Annotated in this window: 14 protein-coding genes; 9 read left to right on the top strand and 5 right to left on the bottom strand. The window is 68.4% G+C overall.

Annotated features, from left to right (window positions below):
• The first annotated feature begins 54 nt into the window (after nucleotides 1-54).
• The 9 genes from M9M90_RS11855 (at nucleotide 55) to der (ending at nucleotide 11,698) form a co-directional block, all read left to right on the top strand.
• Entirely contained in the window at nucleotides 55-1,410 is a 1,356-nt protein-coding gene (locus M9M90_RS11855; protein WP_254833443.1) for a (Fe-S)-binding protein, read from the top strand.
• A 12-nt stretch (nucleotides 1,411-1,422) separates the two neighbouring features.
• Complete coding sequence (locus M9M90_RS11850; RefSeq protein ID WP_254833442.1) at nucleotides 1,423-2,016, top strand: DUF3501 family protein; 594 nt, start codon at nucleotides 1,423-1,425, stop codon at nucleotides 2,014-2,016.
• 52 nt (nucleotides 2,017-2,068) lie between these two features.
• Nucleotides 2,069-3,325, top strand: a complete 1,257-nt coding sequence (locus M9M90_RS11845; RefSeq protein WP_254833441.1) for a dicarboxylate/amino acid:cation symporter — start codon at nucleotides 2,069-2,071, stop codon at nucleotides 3,323-3,325.
• Nucleotides 3,322-4,020, top strand: coding sequence for a TetR/AcrR family transcriptional regulator (locus M9M90_RS11840; protein WP_254833440.1), 699 nt, complete (start codon nucleotides 3,322-3,324; stop codon nucleotides 4,018-4,020). Before M9M90_RS11845 ends, M9M90_RS11840 begins: the two co-directional genes overlap by 4 nt.
• A 164-nt stretch (nucleotides 4,021-4,184) precedes the next feature.
• Entirely contained in the window at nucleotides 4,185-6,413 is a 2,229-nt protein-coding gene (locus M9M90_RS11835; RefSeq protein ID WP_254833439.1) for a TonB-dependent receptor, read from the top strand.
• A gap of 65 nt (nucleotides 6,414-6,478) precedes the next feature.
• Nucleotides 6,479-7,771, top strand: coding sequence for an MFS transporter (locus tag M9M90_RS11830; protein ID WP_254833438.1), 1,293 nt, complete (start codon nucleotides 6,479-6,481; stop codon nucleotides 7,769-7,771).
• Nucleotides 7,772-7,854: 83 nt separating this feature from the next.
• Nucleotides 7,855-8,631: a tetratricopeptide repeat protein gene (locus M9M90_RS11825; protein WP_254833437.1), complete on the top strand. Its 777-nt coding sequence runs from the start codon at nucleotides 7,855-7,857 to the stop codon at nucleotides 8,629-8,631.
• On the top strand, nucleotides 8,628-10,031 hold the full coding sequence (locus tag M9M90_RS11820; protein WP_254833436.1) for a PQQ-binding-like beta-propeller repeat protein: 1,404 nt from the start codon (nucleotides 8,628-8,630) through the stop codon (nucleotides 10,029-10,031). The genes M9M90_RS11825 and M9M90_RS11820 overlap by 4 nt, the downstream gene beginning before the upstream one ends.
• Before the next feature lie 14 nt (nucleotides 10,032-10,045).
• On the top strand, nucleotides 10,046-11,698 hold the full coding sequence (gene der, locus M9M90_RS11815) for a ribosome biogenesis GTPase Der (RefSeq protein ID WP_254833435.1): 1,653 nt from the start codon (nucleotides 10,046-10,048) through the stop codon (nucleotides 11,696-11,698).
• Here der and M9M90_RS11810 read toward each other — a convergent pair.
• Genes M9M90_RS11810 through radA form a run of 5 tightly spaced genes read right to left on the bottom strand, consistent with a single transcriptional unit; the run spans nucleotide 11,646 to nucleotide 16,858 of the window.
• Nucleotides 11,646-12,395: an SDR family NAD(P)-dependent oxidoreductase gene (locus M9M90_RS11810; RefSeq protein ID WP_254833434.1), complete on the bottom strand. Its 750-nt coding sequence runs from the start codon at nucleotides 12,393-12,395 to the stop codon at nucleotides 11,646-11,648. The genes der and M9M90_RS11810 overlap by 53 nt on opposite strands.
• Complete coding sequence (locus tag M9M90_RS11805; protein WP_256549197.1) at nucleotides 12,392-13,375, bottom strand: bile acid:sodium symporter family protein; 984 nt, start codon at nucleotides 13,373-13,375, stop codon at nucleotides 12,392-12,394. Before M9M90_RS11805 ends, M9M90_RS11810 begins: the two co-directional genes overlap by 4 nt.
• Nucleotides 13,372-14,871 (bottom strand): amidophosphoribosyltransferase, encoded by a 1,500-nt coding sequence (gene purF, locus M9M90_RS11800; protein ID WP_254833433.1) that lies wholly within the window; start codon nucleotides 14,869-14,871, stop codon nucleotides 13,372-13,374. Before purF ends, M9M90_RS11805 begins: the two co-directional genes overlap by 4 nt.
• On the bottom strand, nucleotides 14,868-15,503 hold the full coding sequence (locus M9M90_RS11795; RefSeq protein WP_254833432.1) for a CvpA family protein: 636 nt from the start codon (nucleotides 15,501-15,503) through the stop codon (nucleotides 14,868-14,870). The genes purF and M9M90_RS11795 overlap by 4 nt, the downstream gene beginning before the upstream one ends.
• Complete coding sequence (radA, locus tag M9M90_RS11790; protein WP_254833431.1) at nucleotides 15,494-16,858, bottom strand: DNA repair protein RadA; 1,365 nt, start codon at nucleotides 16,856-16,858, stop codon at nucleotides 15,494-15,496. Before radA ends, M9M90_RS11795 begins: the two co-directional genes overlap by 10 nt.
• Nucleotides 16,859-16,961: the final 103 nt, after the last annotated feature.

Here is a 16,961-nt window from a genome sequence, read left to right as displayed (position 1 = left end):
GTTCCGTCGGGCGGCGCGCCGCGCCGCCCGCTTCCTTCTGATCGCGAGGTCTCCGTGGCAGACAGTCCCGCCCGCGAGGGCAGCCTCGATGCGCCCTTCCGCCATCCCATCGCCTGGCAGGACGAGGCCTATTACGACCTGGCCGCCGTCGAGAAGGAGATGGAGCGGCAGTTCGACGTCTGTCACACCTGCCGGCGCTGCTTCAATCTCTGCGACAGCTTCCCGCGGCTGTTCGACCTGATCGACGAGTCCAAGACCGGCGAGCTCGATAGCGTGGCCAAGAGCGACTACGCCAAGGTCGATGAGGCCTGCACGCTCTGCGACATGTGCTTCCTCACCAAGTGTCCCTATGTGCCGCCGCATCCCTTCGACATCGACATCCCGCACCTGATCCTGCGCTACCGGGCCGCCAAGCGCCGGGCCGGGGAAGTCCACTTCATCCGCGAGCAACTGGGCGAGACCGACCGCAACGGCAAGCTCGCCAAGCCCATGGCCGGGCTCGCCAATTGGGCCACGGCGCGCAAGAACACGCCGCTGCGCAAGCTGCTGGAGGCCATCGCCCAGATCGACGCCGAGGTCGAGCTGCCGAAATACCATTCCAAGACCGCCACTGACCGACTGAAGGTCCCGGTTCCGCCCAACCCACAGGGCCCGGCCGTCGGCCAGCGCAAGGCGGTGCTCTACGCCACCTGTTTCGTTGACTACAATCAGCCCGACACCGCCGTAGCCGCCGCGCGGGTCCTGGCCCTGCAAGGGGTCCAGGCCGAACTGCTCTATCCGGAGTGCTGTGGGATGCCCCAGCTGGAGGCCGGCGATCTGGGCGATGTGGCCGGCCGGGCCGAGCGTATCGCCGCGGCTTTCGCCCCCTATATCGACCAGGGCTACGAGGTGATCGCGCTGACCGCCAGCTGCGGCCTGATGATGAAGTTCGAGTGGCCGCTGATCCTGCCGCAGAACCACGCGGTCCTGCGCCTGGCCGCCGCCACCCGCGACATCAGCGAATATGTGGTCGATATCGCCAAGACCCACGGTCTGGCCCCCGGGCTGTCGCCGGTCGCAGGCGGGGTGACGGTGCACCACGCCTGCCACGCCCGGGCGCAGAATATGGGCCAGAAGTCGGCCGAGATGCTGCGCCTGATCCCCGACACCGCCGTGGAGGTCGTCGAGCGTTGCTCGGGCCACGGCGGCACCTTTGGGGTGATGAAGGCCACCCATGCGGTCGCCCGCAAGGTGGGCCGCCCCGCCGCCCGCGCCGTGGCGCAGAAGGCGAGCGCCGAGCTCTGTTCCGACTGCCCGCTCGCCTGCAAGCATCTTGGCCAGCTCCTCACCGTCGAGACCGGAGCTGATCTCGCGCAGCCGCGCCAGTCCCACCCCATCGAGATTTTCGCCCGCGCCTATGGCGCGCTCTGAGTAGGAGGTCCCATGCCGCTCGCCCTTCGCCAGGTGACCCTCGACGACCTGATCCCGGACGCCGAATTCTCAAAAGTCCGCGCCGAGCGCCGCGCCGCCCTGCTGCCGGCCAAGCGCCTGCGGCGGGTCGCGCTGGGGCCTAGCTGCACGGTCTATTTCGAGTCTTTCGAAACCATGCTGTTCCAGATCCAGGAGATGCTGCTCACCGAGAAGGGGGGGGCGGCTCAGGTGCCGGATGAGCTCGCGGCCTATAACCCCTTGATCCCGCAAGGTTCGGAACTGGTGGCCACCATCATGTTCGAGATCGACGATCCGGTCCGCCGCGGGGCCCTGCTGGCCCGTCTGGGCGGAGTGGAGGACCTGTTTTTCCTGCAGATCGGCGGCGACAAGGTCATGAGCGTGCCCGAGGGCGACGTGGAGCGCACTCGCGAGGACGGCAAGGCCTCCTCGGTCCATTTCGTCCGCTTCCCCCTTAAGCCGGACCAGATCGCAGTCTTCCGCGATCCCGCCGTGGCGATCCTGGTGGGCTGCGATCACGAAGCCTATGCGCACCTGGCGGTGCTCAGCCCCGCCACCCGGGCCGAACTGGATAAGGATTTCGCCTAGGGTTGCGCGCGAAACCGGTTTCCAAGCCCCGCGAACGCTCTAGGTTCGGGCGATGGCCTCGTTTGTTTCCTCGCTCCGCGCCGCCGCCGGCCAATCGACCCTGCGCATCCTGGCCAGCCTCGTGGTCGGCCTGATCTTGGGCGCGGCGCTGGCCGAGGCCTCGTTCCTCGACAACATCCTGTCGGTGGCCGAGCCGGTGGGCGGGCTATGGCTCGACGCCCTGCGCATGACCATCGTTCCGCTGGTCTTCTCCCTGCTGGTGGTGGGGATCGCCTCGGCGGCCGGCACCGCGGCGGCGGGCGGAACGGCCGCCAAGTCGCTGGCCTTCTTCGCGCTCTTCCTCGTGCTGTCGGCCAGCTTCTGCGCCGTGGCCCTGAGCGCGGTGCTGGCGGCCTGGCCCGCGCCTGTCGAAGCGACAGTTGGCCTGCGTGAAGCAGCCGGAGCTTCCACGGACAAGGTGCCCGATTTCCCGACCATGGGCGCCTGGCTGCGCGCCTTCATCCCCACCAATCCCGTCGAGGCCGCCGCCACCGCCCAGATAGCCCCGCTGGTGGTGTTCGCCCTGCTGTTCGGCCTGGCGGCCACTCGCATTCGGCCGGACCTGCAGACCGGGCTGATCGCACTGTTCGAGGCGGTCATGGACACCATGCTGGTGCTGGTCCAGTGGGTGCTATGGGTCGCCCCCCTGGGCGTCTTGGCCCTGGCCTTCATCGTCGGGGCCAAGGCGGGGTTCGGGGCCGCCGGGGCGCTCGGCCACTACATCCTGTTGCTCTCGGGCGTCTGCATCTCGATCACCCTGCTGGCCTATCTGATCGCGCTCGCCGCCCGGGTCCCGCTGTTCGCCTTCGCCCGGGCCGTGGCCCCGGCCCAGGTGGTCGCTTTCTCCACCCAGTCCTCCATCGCCTCGCTGCCGGCGATGATCGCCGGCGCGGCGCAGCTCGGCGCGCCGGAGCGGGTCAGCAGCGTGGTCCTGCCGCTGGCGGTGTCGTTGTTCCGCATCACCAGCCCGGCGGCCAATCTGGGCGTGGCGATCTATTGCGCCCATGTCTACGGAGTCGACCTCACCGCCGCGGTGCTGATCGCGGGTGTAGCGGTGGCCGCGGTGATCAGTCTCGCCTCGGTGGGGCTGCCCGGCCAGATCACCTTCTTCACCACCACCGGACCTATCTGTCTGATCATGGGTGTGCCTCTGGAACTGCTGCCGATCCTGCTGGCGGTCGAGACCATCCCGGACATCTTCCGAACAGTGGGCAATGTGACCGCCGATGTGGCTGTCACCTGCCTCGTCGACAAGCGGGCCGAGCCATGACCACCCCGGTCCTGCGTCCTACCGCCGCCTCGCGCGGCCGCCGCCGAAAGGGGGAGGGGCCCGACCTGCGTGGCGCTATTCTCGACGCCGCGGAACTGCTGTTCGCCGGCCAAGGCTTCTATGGAGTCACCACCCGGCAGGTCGCGGCCGAGGCGGGCGTCGACACCGCTCTGATCCACTATTATTTCGGCTCCAAGCGCGACCTCTTCGACGCGGTTTTCGCGCGCCGCGCCGAGGTGGTGAACGCCGAGCGGCTGCAGGCCATGGCCGCCTACGAGGCGTCGCACCCCGAGACCATGACCGCCAACGGCGTGATCGAGGCCTTCATCGGTCCGCTGATCGAGCGCTCCCTGACCGGCGAGCCGGGATGGAAGAACTATTTCCGCCTGGTAGCCCTGGTGAACAACACCCCGGCCTGGGGCGGAGAGACCATGCACCGGTTCTTCGATCCCGTTGTCCACCGCTTCATCGACACCCTGAAGAAGGCGATGCCGGGCGCTGAGCTGGCCGACCTCTACTGGGGCTACCAGTTCCTCACCGGCTCGATGATGCTGGCCCTGTCGGAAACCGGCCGCATCGATCAGCTCTCCGAAGGGCTCTGCCGCTCGACCGACCTGGCCGCCGTCCGGGCTCGGTTGTTCGACTATTGCGCGGCCGGTTTCGAGGCGATCGTCGGAGAGCGTGCGCCCAGCTAGCGCGGCTGTGGCGCCAATTCATCACTTGATTAAAAAGCGATCAGGGAGGCGCTGGCGCCCCTGGCGGCGCGCGCCCGAATAGTCTCAATGTCCCCGAAATTCGTCCGACGATGAATTTCAACAATGCTCGCCGTCCGAACGGCCGGGCCTGGGAGAGACACACGATGCACAACATGATGAAGGCGGCGCTCCTGGCGGGCGCGGCATGGTCGGCCATGACGACCATGGCCGTGGCCCAAACCCCGGACAGCGATGGCACGACCGTCGAGGAGATGGTGGTCACCGCCCGCCGCCGAGAGGAGTCCCTGAAGGACGTCCCGGTCGCCGTGACCGCCGTGAGCGCCGAGCGCCTGGAGCGCACCGGTGCGGCCGACCTCACCGTAATGCAGCAGACGACGCCCAACCTCACCGTCCAGGTGGCGCGGGGCTCCAACTCGACCCTGATCTCCTTCATCCGCGGCGTCGGCCAGCAGGACCCGCTCTGGGGCTTCGAGCCGGGCGTCGGCCTCTATATCGACGACGTCTATGTCGCCCGCCCGCAGGCCGCGGTGCTGGACGTGTTCGATATCGAGCGGATCGAAGTGCTGCGCGGGCCCCAGGGCACGCTCTATGGCCGCAACACCATCGGCGGGGCGATCAAGTACGTCACCGCCAAGATCCAGGGCGAGCCTGAGATGAAGTTCAAGGGAGCCTTCGGCTCCTACGGCCAACGCGACTTCGTGGCCTCGGCCAAGGGGAAGGTCTCCGACACGGTGGGCCTCGGCCTCACCTGGGCCAAGTTCGACCGCGACGGCTACGGCACGAACCTCACCACCGGCGCCGAACACTACAATAAGGACGTCGGCGCCGCGCGAGCGACCCTCGAGTGGGAGCCGTCCGAGCAGCTGTTCTTCCGTCTCTCCGGCGATCTGGTGCAGGACAAGTCCAATCCGCGCCACGGCCACCGCGAGGTCCAGGCCCTGAATTTCCTGGGCGCCCCCATCGCCGGCGGCGCGCCGCTCCCCGGCGTCTATGACACCCGCGCCGGTTCCGGCGACGTCAACCGTGTCGAGACCCGCGGCGTCTCGCTGCTCGCCCAGTGGAACGTCAGCGACGTGCTGACCCTCAAGTCGATCACCGCCTACCGGGCGGGCGAGACCGAAGGCTCCATCGACTTCGACGGCCTGCCGGCCCAGATCCTGGACATTCCGGCCCGCTACAACGACCACCAGTTCAGCCAGGAACTGCAGCTGCTCTATACGGGCGACCGACTGCAGGCCGTGGCCGGCATCTTCTATCTGAACGCCACGGCGGCCGGCGCATTCGATACGGTGGTGAGCCAGGCCAACCTGACCATCGCCACGGCGGGCCACGTCGACACCAAGAGCTGGTCGGCGTTCGCCGATGTCAGCTACGACGTGACCGACGCGCTGACGCTATCGGTGGGCGGTCGCTGGACCCAGGACGAGAAGACCGGCCAGGTCTATCGCCAGAACTTCAGCGGCCTGCCCAGCCCGCTGTTCGGCAACTCGACGGCGATTCCCGGCCTGTTGCGGTCGAACTTCACCAACGAGAAGTCGTTCGAGAAGTTCACGCCCCGGGTCTCGCTGCGCTATGAGGTCAACCCGGACCTGACCGGCTATGTCTCGTACAGCCAGGGCTTCAAGTCGGGCGGCTTCGACATGCGGGCCGACGCCATCCTGACCCCGAACTCGGTGAATGGGTATGAGCCCGAAACCGTCGACTCATACGAGGCGGGCCTGAAGGGCTACTTCTTCGACCGTCGCCTCTCGCTCAACTCCGCGGTGTTCTACGGCAAGTACGAAGACCAGCAGATCACGCAGCAGACCCCGGTTGGCGCGTCCATCGCCAGCCAGGTGCTGAACGTCGGCAAGAGCCACATGTCGGGCTTCGAGCTTGAGGGCGTCGCCTCCTTCACCTCCAGCCTCAGCGCCAACTTCTCGCTGGGCTACATCAAGGCGGAGTTCGACGAATATCGGGCTCTCGATCTCTCGACTCTCCCGCCGGTGGTGCGCGACTTGTCCGACAGCCGGGTGTTCCAAAACACCCCCGAGTGGAACGGCAGCCTCGGCCTGACCTACATCCACGACATGGGCGACCACGGGAAGGTCAGCTTCTCGCCCAGCGCCGCCTATCGCAGCAGCTTCAACATGTTCGAGATCGCCTCGAGCCTGGACCAGGAGGCCTACTGGCTGATGGACGCCAGCCTGGTCTGGTCGTCGTCCGACGACCGCTACCGCGTCGGCCTGCACGGTAAGAACCTCGGCGACGAGGTCTACCGTATCGGGGGCTACAACTTCCCGCAGTCGGCCGGCGTGCTGTTCGGCAACTCGGTGAGCGCATTCTACGGCCCGCCGCGTACGGTGACCCTGTCGCTGGAAGCCAAGTTCTAGGCTTCCTTCCAAGGGGCGCGGGGCCATTGGCTCCGCGCCCTTTCGATTCCTGATAGGGCTCGACCATGGCCACGACGGACGCGCGAGCGACGGTGCGGGGCGGCGGCTACCGCTATGCGGTGCTGGCGCTGCTGATCATCGCCTACACTTTCAACTTCCTGGACCGCCAGATCCTCGGAATCCTGGCCGGCTCCATCAAGAAGGATCTCAACCTCACCGACAGTCAGCTCGGCCTGATGGGCGGGTTGGCCTTCGCGCTGTTCTACACGGGCTTGGGCATTCCCATCGCCTGGCTGGCCGACCGCTGGAGCCGCACCTGGATCATGACCGGGGCGCTGACCATCTGGAGCGGCTTCACCGCGCTCTGCGGCCTCGCCGGTGGGTTCTGGTCCCTGTTCCTGTGCCGCATGGGCGTGGGGGTAGGGGAGGCTGGCGGCGTCGCCCCGGCCTATTCGCTGATCTCCGACTATTTTCCCAAGGAACAGCGCGCGCGCGCCTTGGCGGCCTATTCCTTCGGCATCCCGGTGGGCAGCGCGCTGGGCATCCTGTTCGGCGGCCTGATCGCCGCCAGCATCGACTGGCGCGCGGCCTTCATCATCGTGGGCCTGATGGGCGTGGCTTTGGCGCCTGTGTTCCGCCTGGTGGTGCGCGAACCTCGCCGCGGCCTGGCCGATCTCGAGGCCGGCGCGCCGATTCCCGAGGCCGAGCCGGTCGCGCCGCCGAAGGGGGCGCTCGGCCTGCTGCTGAAGAAGCCCAGCTTCTGGCTCATCTCGCTCGCGGCCGCGGCGTCGTCGGTGTGCGGCTACGGCGTGTCGTTCTGGCTACCGTCCTTCTTCGAGCGGAGCCTGGGCATGGGTCTGGTCGACCGATCGCTGTTCCTGGGCGCCATCACCCTGGTGGGCGGCACGGCGGGGGTCTGGGCCGGCGGCTGGCTGGGCGACCGGCTGGGAGGCCGCGACAAGCGCTTCTACCTGCTGGTCCCGGCGGCGGCCTTTGCGCTAGCCCTGCCATGCTTCTTCTTCGCCATCGGGGCCAAGTCCCTGGCCGTGGCCTTCGTGCTGTTCCTGATCCCCCAGGGCCTGAACCTCGCCTGGCTGGGCCCGGTGATCAACGCCGTCCAGCACCTGGTTCCGGCCGCTTCGCGCTCCACGGCCAGCGCGTGCTTCCTGTTCGTCAACAACCTGATCGGCCTGGGCCTGGGCACCTACTATTTCGGCGCGGTCTCCGATCTGCTGACGCCGCGCTTCGGCGCCGAGGCGCTGCGCTACGCCATCTATTCCGGGCTGGGATTCTACCTTCTGAGCGCGCTGCTTTTCGTGGCCGCGGCCAGCGTCATCAGGCGCGATTGGGTCGACTGATTGCGAGCGTTGCAGCGCACGTCCCGCCGCTATAGGTTCCCCCGCTCAAAACCCTAACGCCCTTTCGCGCGGAGTCCCCTTTCGTGGTTGATGTCTTTGAAGAGGTCGAGGAGCAACTCCGCTCCGACCGCTACAAGGCGCTTGCGCTGAAAATCCTGCCGTGGATCGGCGGGGCCCTGGTGCTGGCCCTTGTCGTCGCCCTGGGGATCTGGGGCTATCAGAACTATCGCGCCAAGGCCCACACCGAGGCCTCCGACCAGTACGCCGCGGCCATCGAGGCCTTCAATTCCGGCGACCGCAACGAGGCTGTGCGGCTGTGGGGCGAGGTCGGCAAGTCCTCGTCCAAGGCCTACAGTTCGCTGGCCCTTCAGCAGTTGGGCGGGCTCCAGCTCTCCGACGGCAAGGTCGCGGAGGCCGTGAAGCTGTTCGACGAGGCCGCCGAGGCCGCGCCGACCCCGGTGCTGGGCGACGTCGCCCGCCTCAAATCCGCCTTCGCCTTGCTCGACTCAAGCCCGTACAAGGACATGGAGGCGCGCCTGAAGCCGCTCACCGATGAAGGCCGCCCCTATCGGGTCCAAGCGCGCGAAGCGCTGGCCTTCGCCAAGATCATGGCCGGCGACCTGCCGGGCGCGCGGACCGAGTTCTCCGTGCTGTCGCTGATGGTCGACGGCGGCGAGGGCGTCAGCCAGCGCGCCAAGGCCGCCATCGCCCTGATCGATTCCGGTTCGGCCAAGGCCGTGCCCGGCGCGGTGAAGGCCGCCCTGGCCCTGCCGCCCGCCGTCGCCCTTCCGCCGGGCGCCCTGCCGCCCGGGCTCCAAGCCCAGCCCGCGCCGCAACAGCCAGCCCCTGGACCCCAATGACGTCTATTCGCCGTAACAGCCTGCTCGTCCTGCTCCTCGCGGCCTCCCTGGCCGTGAGCGGCTGCTCGACGATCAACAGGCTGAACCCGTTCAACCGCGGCGGGGACGACGCTCCCGGCGAGACCGCCTCTGAGGGCGAGCGCATCTCGATCGTCGCGGCCGACCAGAAGCTGGAAGTCGCCGAGGCCCTCAAGGGCGCGGACTTCTTCCTGCCGACCCCGGCGACGGTCACCGAGTGGCCGCTGCCCGGCGGCACGGCCGAGCAGTCGGTCGGCCATCCGGAGGCCGGCGGCGGCCTGTCCATCGCCTGGAAGCGCGGCTTCGGCCAGGGCTCGGGCAAGGGCGCCTACGTCACCGCCCCGCCGGTGGCGGCCAACGGCAAGGTCTTCGTCATGGATGGCGAGGCCACGGTCTCGGCCTTCGACGCCCAGTCCGGCTCCCAGGTCTGGAAGGCCAACCTCCGCCCCAGCAGCAAGCGTGACAAGGAAGCCTTCGGCGGCGGTCTCGCCGTGGCCGACGGCAAGCTCTATGTCGCCTCGGGCTATCGCTTCGTCGCCCAGCTCAACGCCGACACCGGCGCCGTGGTCTGGAAGACCATGACCGAACAGCCGATCCACGCCGCGCCCACGGTCTCGGGTGGGCGACTGTTCGTGGTCGCCGTGGACAACACCCTGCTGACCTTCGACACCGCCAACGGCGCCGACGGTTGGACCTATCAGGGCCTGTCGGAATCGGCCCGCATCCTGGCGGCCTCCTCGCCCGCGGTTTCGGGCGACACCGTCGTCGCGGCCTTCGGCTCCGGAGAACTGGTGGCGCTGCGCGCGGCGAACGGCAACGACCTTTGGAACGAAGCTCTCAGCCGCGCCAACCGTAACAACGCGCTGTCCGAGATCCGCGACATCCCCGGCCGCCCGGTGATCTACCAGGGCGACGTCTTCGCGGTCAGCCACTCGGGTGTGTTCGCCGCCACCGACCTTCGCACTGGCCAGGCGCGCTGGAGCCTGCCGGTGACCGGCATCACCACGCCATGGCCGGCCGGCGATGTGGTCTATGTGGTGTCGAAGTCCGGCGAGGTGATCTGCGTCGCCCGTGAGAGCGGCCAGATCTACTGGATCCGCGACCTGGGCGTCGGGCGCGAGCAGTCCAAGGGCGGCCTGTTCGGGATGAAATTCCTGGGCCGGAAGAACTATTCGACCCGCCCGGTCTGGTCGAGCCCGATCCTGGCCTCGAATCGGATCGTCCTGGCCGGCACCAGCGGTGAGCTGGTGGCGATCAACGCCAAGACCGGCGAGGTCGAGAAGACCATGAACCTTGGATCCCCCACCCTGATCGGCCCGATCGCGGTGAACGGGACCATCTTTGTCGTGACGGATGAGGCTCAACTCATCGCGCTGCGCTAGCGAAACGTGACGCCATGCCGATGCGACTAGCCATTGTCGGGCGTCCCAATGTCGGGAAGTCCACGCTGTTCAATCGGCTGGCCGGGCGCAAGCTCGCCATTGTCGACGACCAGCCGGGGGTCACCCGCGACCGGCGCTATGGCACGGGCCGGATCGGCGACCTGGACCTGGAACTGATCGACACCGCCGGCTTCGAGGACGTCACCGACGACAGCCTCGAATCCCGGATGCGCCAGCAGACCGAGCTCGCCATCGCCGAAGCCGACGTGGCTCTGTTCGTCATCGATGCCCGCGATGGCGTGACCCCGATGGACGAGGTGTTCGCCGAGATCCTGCGAAAGCACGACAAGCCGGTGATCGTCGCGGCCAACAAAGCCGAGAGCAAGGCTAGCGACGTCGGCGTCATGGAGGCCTTCGGCCTGGGCCTGGGCGAGCCCGTCGCCATCTCCGCCGAGCACGGCGAGGGCATGGCGGACCTCTTCCAGGCGCTGCTGGCCGTCCAGCCGGACGATGACGAGGAGGCCGCCGAGGAGGCCGACAAGCCGATTCGCATCGCCATCGTCGGCCGCCCGAACGCAGGCAAGTCGACCTTGGTCAACAAGCTGATCGGTGAGGATCGCCTGCTGACCGGCCCGGAGGCCGGCATCACCCGCGACGCCATCTCCGTCGATTGGACCTGGGACGGTCAGGCCATCCGCCTCGTCGACACCGCGGGCCTGCGCCGCAAGGCCAGGGTCCAGGAGAACCTGGAGAAGCTTTCCACCCACGACTCGATCCGGGCGATCACCTTCGCCGAGATCGTCATCCTGGTGATGGACGCCACCCACCCCTTCGAGATCCAGGACCTGCAGATCGCCGACCTAGTCGAGCGGGAAGGGCGCGGGCTGGTCTTCTGCCTGGCCAAGTGGGACCTGGTGGCCGACCAAGGCGCGACGCTCAAATACCTCATCGAGGAGGCCGGCCGGCTGCTGCCGCAGCTTCGCGGTTCGCCGGTCATCGCGCTCTCGGCCGAGACCGGACGCCATCTGGACCGGCTGATGCCCGCGGTGATCAAGGTCCACAAGGACTGGTCGACCAAGGTCAAGACCCGCGACCTCAACGACTGGCTGCACATGGCCATCGAGCGCCATCCGCCGCCGGCCGTGGGCGGTCGTCGCGTTCGGCCGAAGTACATGGCCCAGACCAAAGCGCGGCCTCCGACCTTCGTGCTGTTCGCCACGCGCGCCGACCAGCTGCCCGATCACTACCGGCGCTACCTGATCAACTCGTTGCGCGAAAGCTTCGACATGCCGGGTGTGCCCATGCGGCTCACCGTCAAGTCGAACAAGAACCCCTATGCCGAGGGCGAGGACAAGGGTGGGCCCAAGCCGCGGTCCCAGGCCCCGGTGTTCGCCCCCAAGATCGGCAAGAAGGCCGCAGCCCCCAAGGGCGTCGCGGCCACCCGCGCCGGAATCACCGCCGCAGCCATGGCGGCGGACCTCGATGCGCCGGCCGTGAAGGCCAAGCCGAAACCCAAGGTGAAGCCCAAGACCAAACTGGCCTCGGTGGGCAAGTTGAAGATCGGCGCCGGACCCACACCCAAGGGGCGCAAGGCCAAGCTGATGCGTCCCGGCGTCAAGCCGAAGCGAGCTTCCCGGCCCCCGCCCAGTCGGAAAAGCGGACGTTGACCTTGGGCAGGCCCAGATCGGCCTGCGCGAGCTCCACGATCATCGGACCAATCTCGGCGGGCTCGGGCAGGGTCATCGGATCCTCGCCCGGCATGGCCTCGGCGCGCATCTTGGTGCGCATGACGCCGGGATCGACCAGAACCGCGCGGATGGTGGTGTTCTCCAGCTCGTCGGCCCAGGTGCGCACCAGGTGCTCCAGGGCGGCCTTCGAGGCGCCATAGGCTCCCCAGAACGCCTTGGGACGCTCCACGCGGCCGGTGGTGAAGAAGATGCCACGTCCGGCCGGCGACACCCGCAGCAGCCGCTCGGTGGAGCGGATCAGCCGGTAGGTCGCGGTGACGTTGCTCGAGAACACCTTCTCCCAGTTCGACGGGTCGATATGCGAGATCGGCGACAGGCCGCCCAGGATGGCGGCGGCGTGGACCAGCACGTCCAGCCGGCCGAACCGTTCGTGGATGGCCAGACCCAGGCCGTCGATGGTGTCGCCCTGGGTCAGGTCGAGCGGCACGAGGGTCGCGGACTTGCCGGTGGCGGCCTTGATCTCGTCGTCCAGGGATTCCAGCGCCCCCTGGGTTCGGCCGACCGCGACCACGTGGGCCCCGGCCTGGGCCAGCGCCAGGGCGCAGGCGCGGCCGATGCCGCGGGTGGCGCCGGTGACCAGGGCGATCTTGCCGTCGAGGGGGAGGGAGGCGGTCATGAAGAAACTCGTTTGGCGTAGCGCTGCGCCAGGGCGGCGCAGGTCATCAGTTGGAACTGGTGATAGAGCATCACCGGCAGGAGAATGAAGCCCACAGTGGCGGCGGGGAACAGCACCCCGGCCATGGGAACCCCGGCGGCGAGGCTCTTGTTGGAGCCCCCGAACACGATGGCGATCTCATCCTCGGTGGAGAAGCCGCGAGCGCGGGCGACCCAGACCATGAAACCGAGCGACATGGCCAGGAGGACCACGCAGAGCAGCATGATCCTGGCCAGGTCCAGGGCCGAAACCTGGCTCCAGATGCCGGCGACGACCGCGCCGGAGAAGGCGTTGTAGACCACCAGCAGGATCGAGCCCCGATCCACCAGGCCGAAGGGCTTGGCGTGACGCTGGATGAAGCCGGCGACCCACGGCCGCAGGAGCTGGCCCGCCAGGAAGGGCGCCAGGAGCTGCAGTAGGATGGCCTGCAGCGACGCGAGCGAGACGCCTTCGCCCTGGGCGCCCAGCAGGACGCCCGCCATCACCGGGGTGGCGACCATGCCGATCAGGTTGGAGGCCGAGGCGCCGCAGACCGCCGCGGCCACATTGCCCCGGGCGATGGCGGTGAAGCCGATGGCCGACTGGATGGTCGAGGGCAGGCAGGCCAGGAACACCACGCCCGGCGCCAGGGCGGCCGGCAGGACCCAGCTCGGCAGCGCCGCCGCGCCCAGGCCGGTCAGCGGCCAGAGGACGAAGGTGGTGACCAGCACCAGGCCGTGCAGCCGCCAGTGCAGCAGGCCCTTGATCACTGCGTCTGGGCTGAGCTTGGCGCCGTGCAGGAAGAAGACCAGGGCGATGCCGAACTTGGTGGCGGTGGCGACCACGGGCGCGGCCTCGCCCCGGGCCGGCAGGATCGAGGCCAGCACGACCATGCCGACGATGGCGGCGATATACCAATCCAGGCCCAGCGCATTACGCCAGGCCGCGATCCTTGAGATCACGCGTCGACCAGGAACGAGAGCTGTCGGTCGGCCCCGTCGTTGCGGCCCTCGGCGATCTCGCGGTCCAGAAGCCGCGTCGGATAGTCGCCGGTGAAATAGTGGTCGGTGAACTGGGGGTTCACTGGATCGCGCGCGTCGGCGTTCATCGCCGCATAGAGCCCATCGACCGACAGATAGCCCATGGAGTCGACCTCGAGGATCTTGGCGATCTCCTCGACCGACTTGTTGGCCGCCAGCAGGTGCTCGCGGTCGGGCATGTCGATGCCGTAGTAGTCGGGCCACTTGATGGGCGGGGAGGCCGAGCGCAGATGCACCTCGGCGGCCCCGGCCTCGCGGACCATCCGCACCACGCGTACTGAATTGGTGCCGCGCACGATGGAGTCGTCGATCAGCATCACCCGCTTGCCGGCCAGGACGTTGCGGTTGGGCGAGAGCTTCATGCGCACGCCCAGCTCGCGGGCGCCTTGCGTGGGCTGGATGAAGGTCCGGCCCACATAGTGGTTGCGGATGATGCCCATTTCGAAGGGCACGCCGGTTTCCTGAGCGTAGCCCAGCGCCGCGGGCACGCCGGAGTCGGGCACCGGCACGATCACATCGACCGGAACGTGGCTTTCCTGGGCCAGGCGGCGGCCCATGCGCTTGCGCACGTCATAGACGGAGCGTCCGTTCACGACGGAGTCGGGGCGGGCGAAATAGACGTATTCGAAGATGCAGGGCCGGGCGCGGGCGGCGGGGAAGGGCTTCAGGCTCTCGATACCGTCATGGTCGATGACCACCATCTCGCCGTGTTCGATGTCGCGCACGAAGCGCGCGCCGATCATGTCCAGGGCGCAGGTCTCCGAGGCCAGGACGTACTTGCCGTCGATCTCGCCCAGCACCAGGGGGCGGATGCCTAGCGGATCGCGCACCCCCACCAGCTTCTTGTTGGTCAGCGCCACCAGGGCGTAGCCGCCCTCGATCCGCGACAGGGCGTCGATGAACCGGTCCACGAACCGCGATTTCCGCGACCGGGCCAGCAGGTGGAGGATCACTTCGGAATCGGAGGTGGACTGGAAGATCGCCCCCTCCGAGACCAGTTGCTCGCGCAGGGTCAGAAAGTTGGTGAGGTTGCCGTTGTGGGCCAGAGCCACGCCGCCGGCCTCGAGATCGGCGAACATCGGCTGGACGTTGCGGATGAAGCTGCCGCCCGCGGTGGAGTAGCGGGTGTGGCCGATGGCCATGTGACCGGGCAGGCGGTCCACAAGGTCGGCGCCGGCGAAGGCGTCGCCCACATGGCCCATGTGACGTTCGGTGTGGAAGCGCTGACCGTCGAAGACCGCGATGCCGCAGGCCTCCTGGCCGCGATGCTGCAGGGCGTGAAGGCCGAGCGCGGTGATGGCGGCCGCGGCGTTGACGTCGAAGACGCCGAACACGCCGCATTCCAGTCTGGGGGTGTCGTCGTCAGGATCCCGGGGATTCAGCGCCGATTGGCGCCATCGATCCAGATCCTGGGTCATCGGGATTTCTCCACCAGATCGTCGAGCCCGCCGCGTTCGCCGGGGTCATAGCCTTGAGCGTCACGAGAGTCACCCCCGGCTGACTTGGAACCGTCACGAACCGCCTCGTCGAAGGAGGGCCGCAGCTTGTCGGCCATGTCGAAACCCTTGGGCGCCATGGCCTTTAGCGTATCGGCCGAGGCGCGGGTCAGGGGATAAAAGGCCGCACCCGTCATCCACTTGGGCAGCCGGTCCGGCGGCGTGGCGGCGTGGAACACCAGATGGAAGGCCCCGAGGACCACCACGGCGCGGATCAGGCCGAATCCCAGGCCGATAAGCCGGTCCAGCATGCCCAGCACCTGCATGTCGCGGACCTTGCGCACCATGCCGGCTCCGGTGATGCGCAACAGGCCGTAGATTGCCACGAACACCACCAGGCCGGCGCTCACCGTGCCCAGCCAGTCTGGATCGATCAGGTTGCGGCCGATGGGTCCCGACCAACGCAGCCCGTAGATCGCCGCGACCGCCGCCACGACGAGGGCGAGCGCCGTGACCACTTCCCGCGTGCCGCCCCGATAGAAGCCGACCCCCGCCGAAACCAACAGGGCCAAGCCGACGATGATGTCGAACCAGGGCAGGGGATCTAGTCCCATTGGCTCTCGCCGATACGGGCGATGGCCTCGGCCAGGCGGCTCACGCCGTCGATCTTCATGCCGCCACCGTCGATGTCTTTCGGGCCGAGCGCCCGGCGGAACCCCAGCTTGGCGGCCTCCTTCAGGCGCGAGTCCATGCGGCTGACCGGGCGAATGTCGCCGGATAGGCTGATCTCTCCGAACACCACGCAATCTTGCGGCAGGGCCGCGTCCAGCGCGGAGGACGCCAGCGCGGCGGCCGCCGCCAGGTCGGCGGCGGGCTCATTGACCCGCAGGCCGCCCGCCACGTTGAGATAGACGTCGCGATTGCCCAGCGACAGGCCGCAACGGGTCTCCAACACCGCCAGCACCATGGCCAGCCGCCCGCTGTCCCAGCCCACCACCGCGCGGCGCGGCGTGCCGTAGGCCGAGGGGGCCACCAGGGCCTGGAACTCCACCAGAACCGGCCGCGAACCCTCAATGCCGGCGAACACCGCCGCGCCGGCCGCCCGCTCGCCAGAGGTGTCGAGGAACAGGGCTGACGGGTTCTTCACCTCGCCCAGGCCTGCGTCGCCCATCTCGAACACCCCGATCTCGTCGGTGGCCCCGAAGCGGTTCTTCACCGCCCGCAGGATGCGGAACGGATAGCCCCGCTCACCCTCGAAGGCCAGGACGGCGTCGACCATGTGCTCGATCACCCGGGGACCGGCGATGGTCCCCTCCTTGGTCACGTGGCCCACCAGGATGATCGCCACGCCCTGCTTCTTGGCCAGCCGCACCAGTTCGCCGGTGGCGGCGCGGACCTGGGTCACCGAGCCCGGCGCGGCCTCATGAACGTCGCTCCACATGGTCTGGATGGAGTCGATGACCACCAGGTCGAACTTCTCGCGCTTCAGGCTGTCGAGGATGTCGCGCAGGCTGGTCTCGGTGGCGAGCTTCACCGGCGCGTCGGCCAGGCCCATGCGCTGGGCGCGGCTGCGCACCTGGGCGATGGCCTCTTCGCCGGAGATGTAGGCGCAGGAGGCCCCACGCCGCGCGGCGCTGGCCATCACCTGCATCAGCAATGTCGACTTGCCGACTCCGGGGTCGCCGCCCAACAGGATCGCCGAGCCGGGCACCACTCCGCCGCCGCAGACCCGGTCGAACTCGTCCACGCCGGTGGCGATCCGGGGCGGGGAGGGTGTGTGCTCGTCCAGGCCCTGAAAGGCCAGGCCCCGGGTGCGCGAGGCCTTGCTGGGCGCGAGCGCGCCGGGCGGCCGCGACTGCAGTTCCTCGACCAGGGTGTTCCAGGCGCCGCAGGCGGGACACTGGCCGGCCCACTTGGTCTGCGTGGCCCCGCAGGACTGGCAGACATAGACGGCGCCGTCGCGGGCCATGCGGGCTCCCTGATTCGCTTGAGGACGACAGTTTAGACGGGCGGGACGTCCGCGTCCGTCGCAGATCGAAGCCGGTTGCCGAAAGGGTGGCATAGGCTAGGCT

Origin of the sequence: Phenylobacterium sp. LH3H17 (genome assembly GCF_024298925.1) — a bacterium.
Taxonomy (GTDB): domain Bacteria; phylum Pseudomonadota; class Alphaproteobacteria; order Caulobacterales; family Caulobacteraceae; genus Phenylobacterium.
This window is presented reverse-complemented; position numbering and strand designations above follow the sequence as displayed.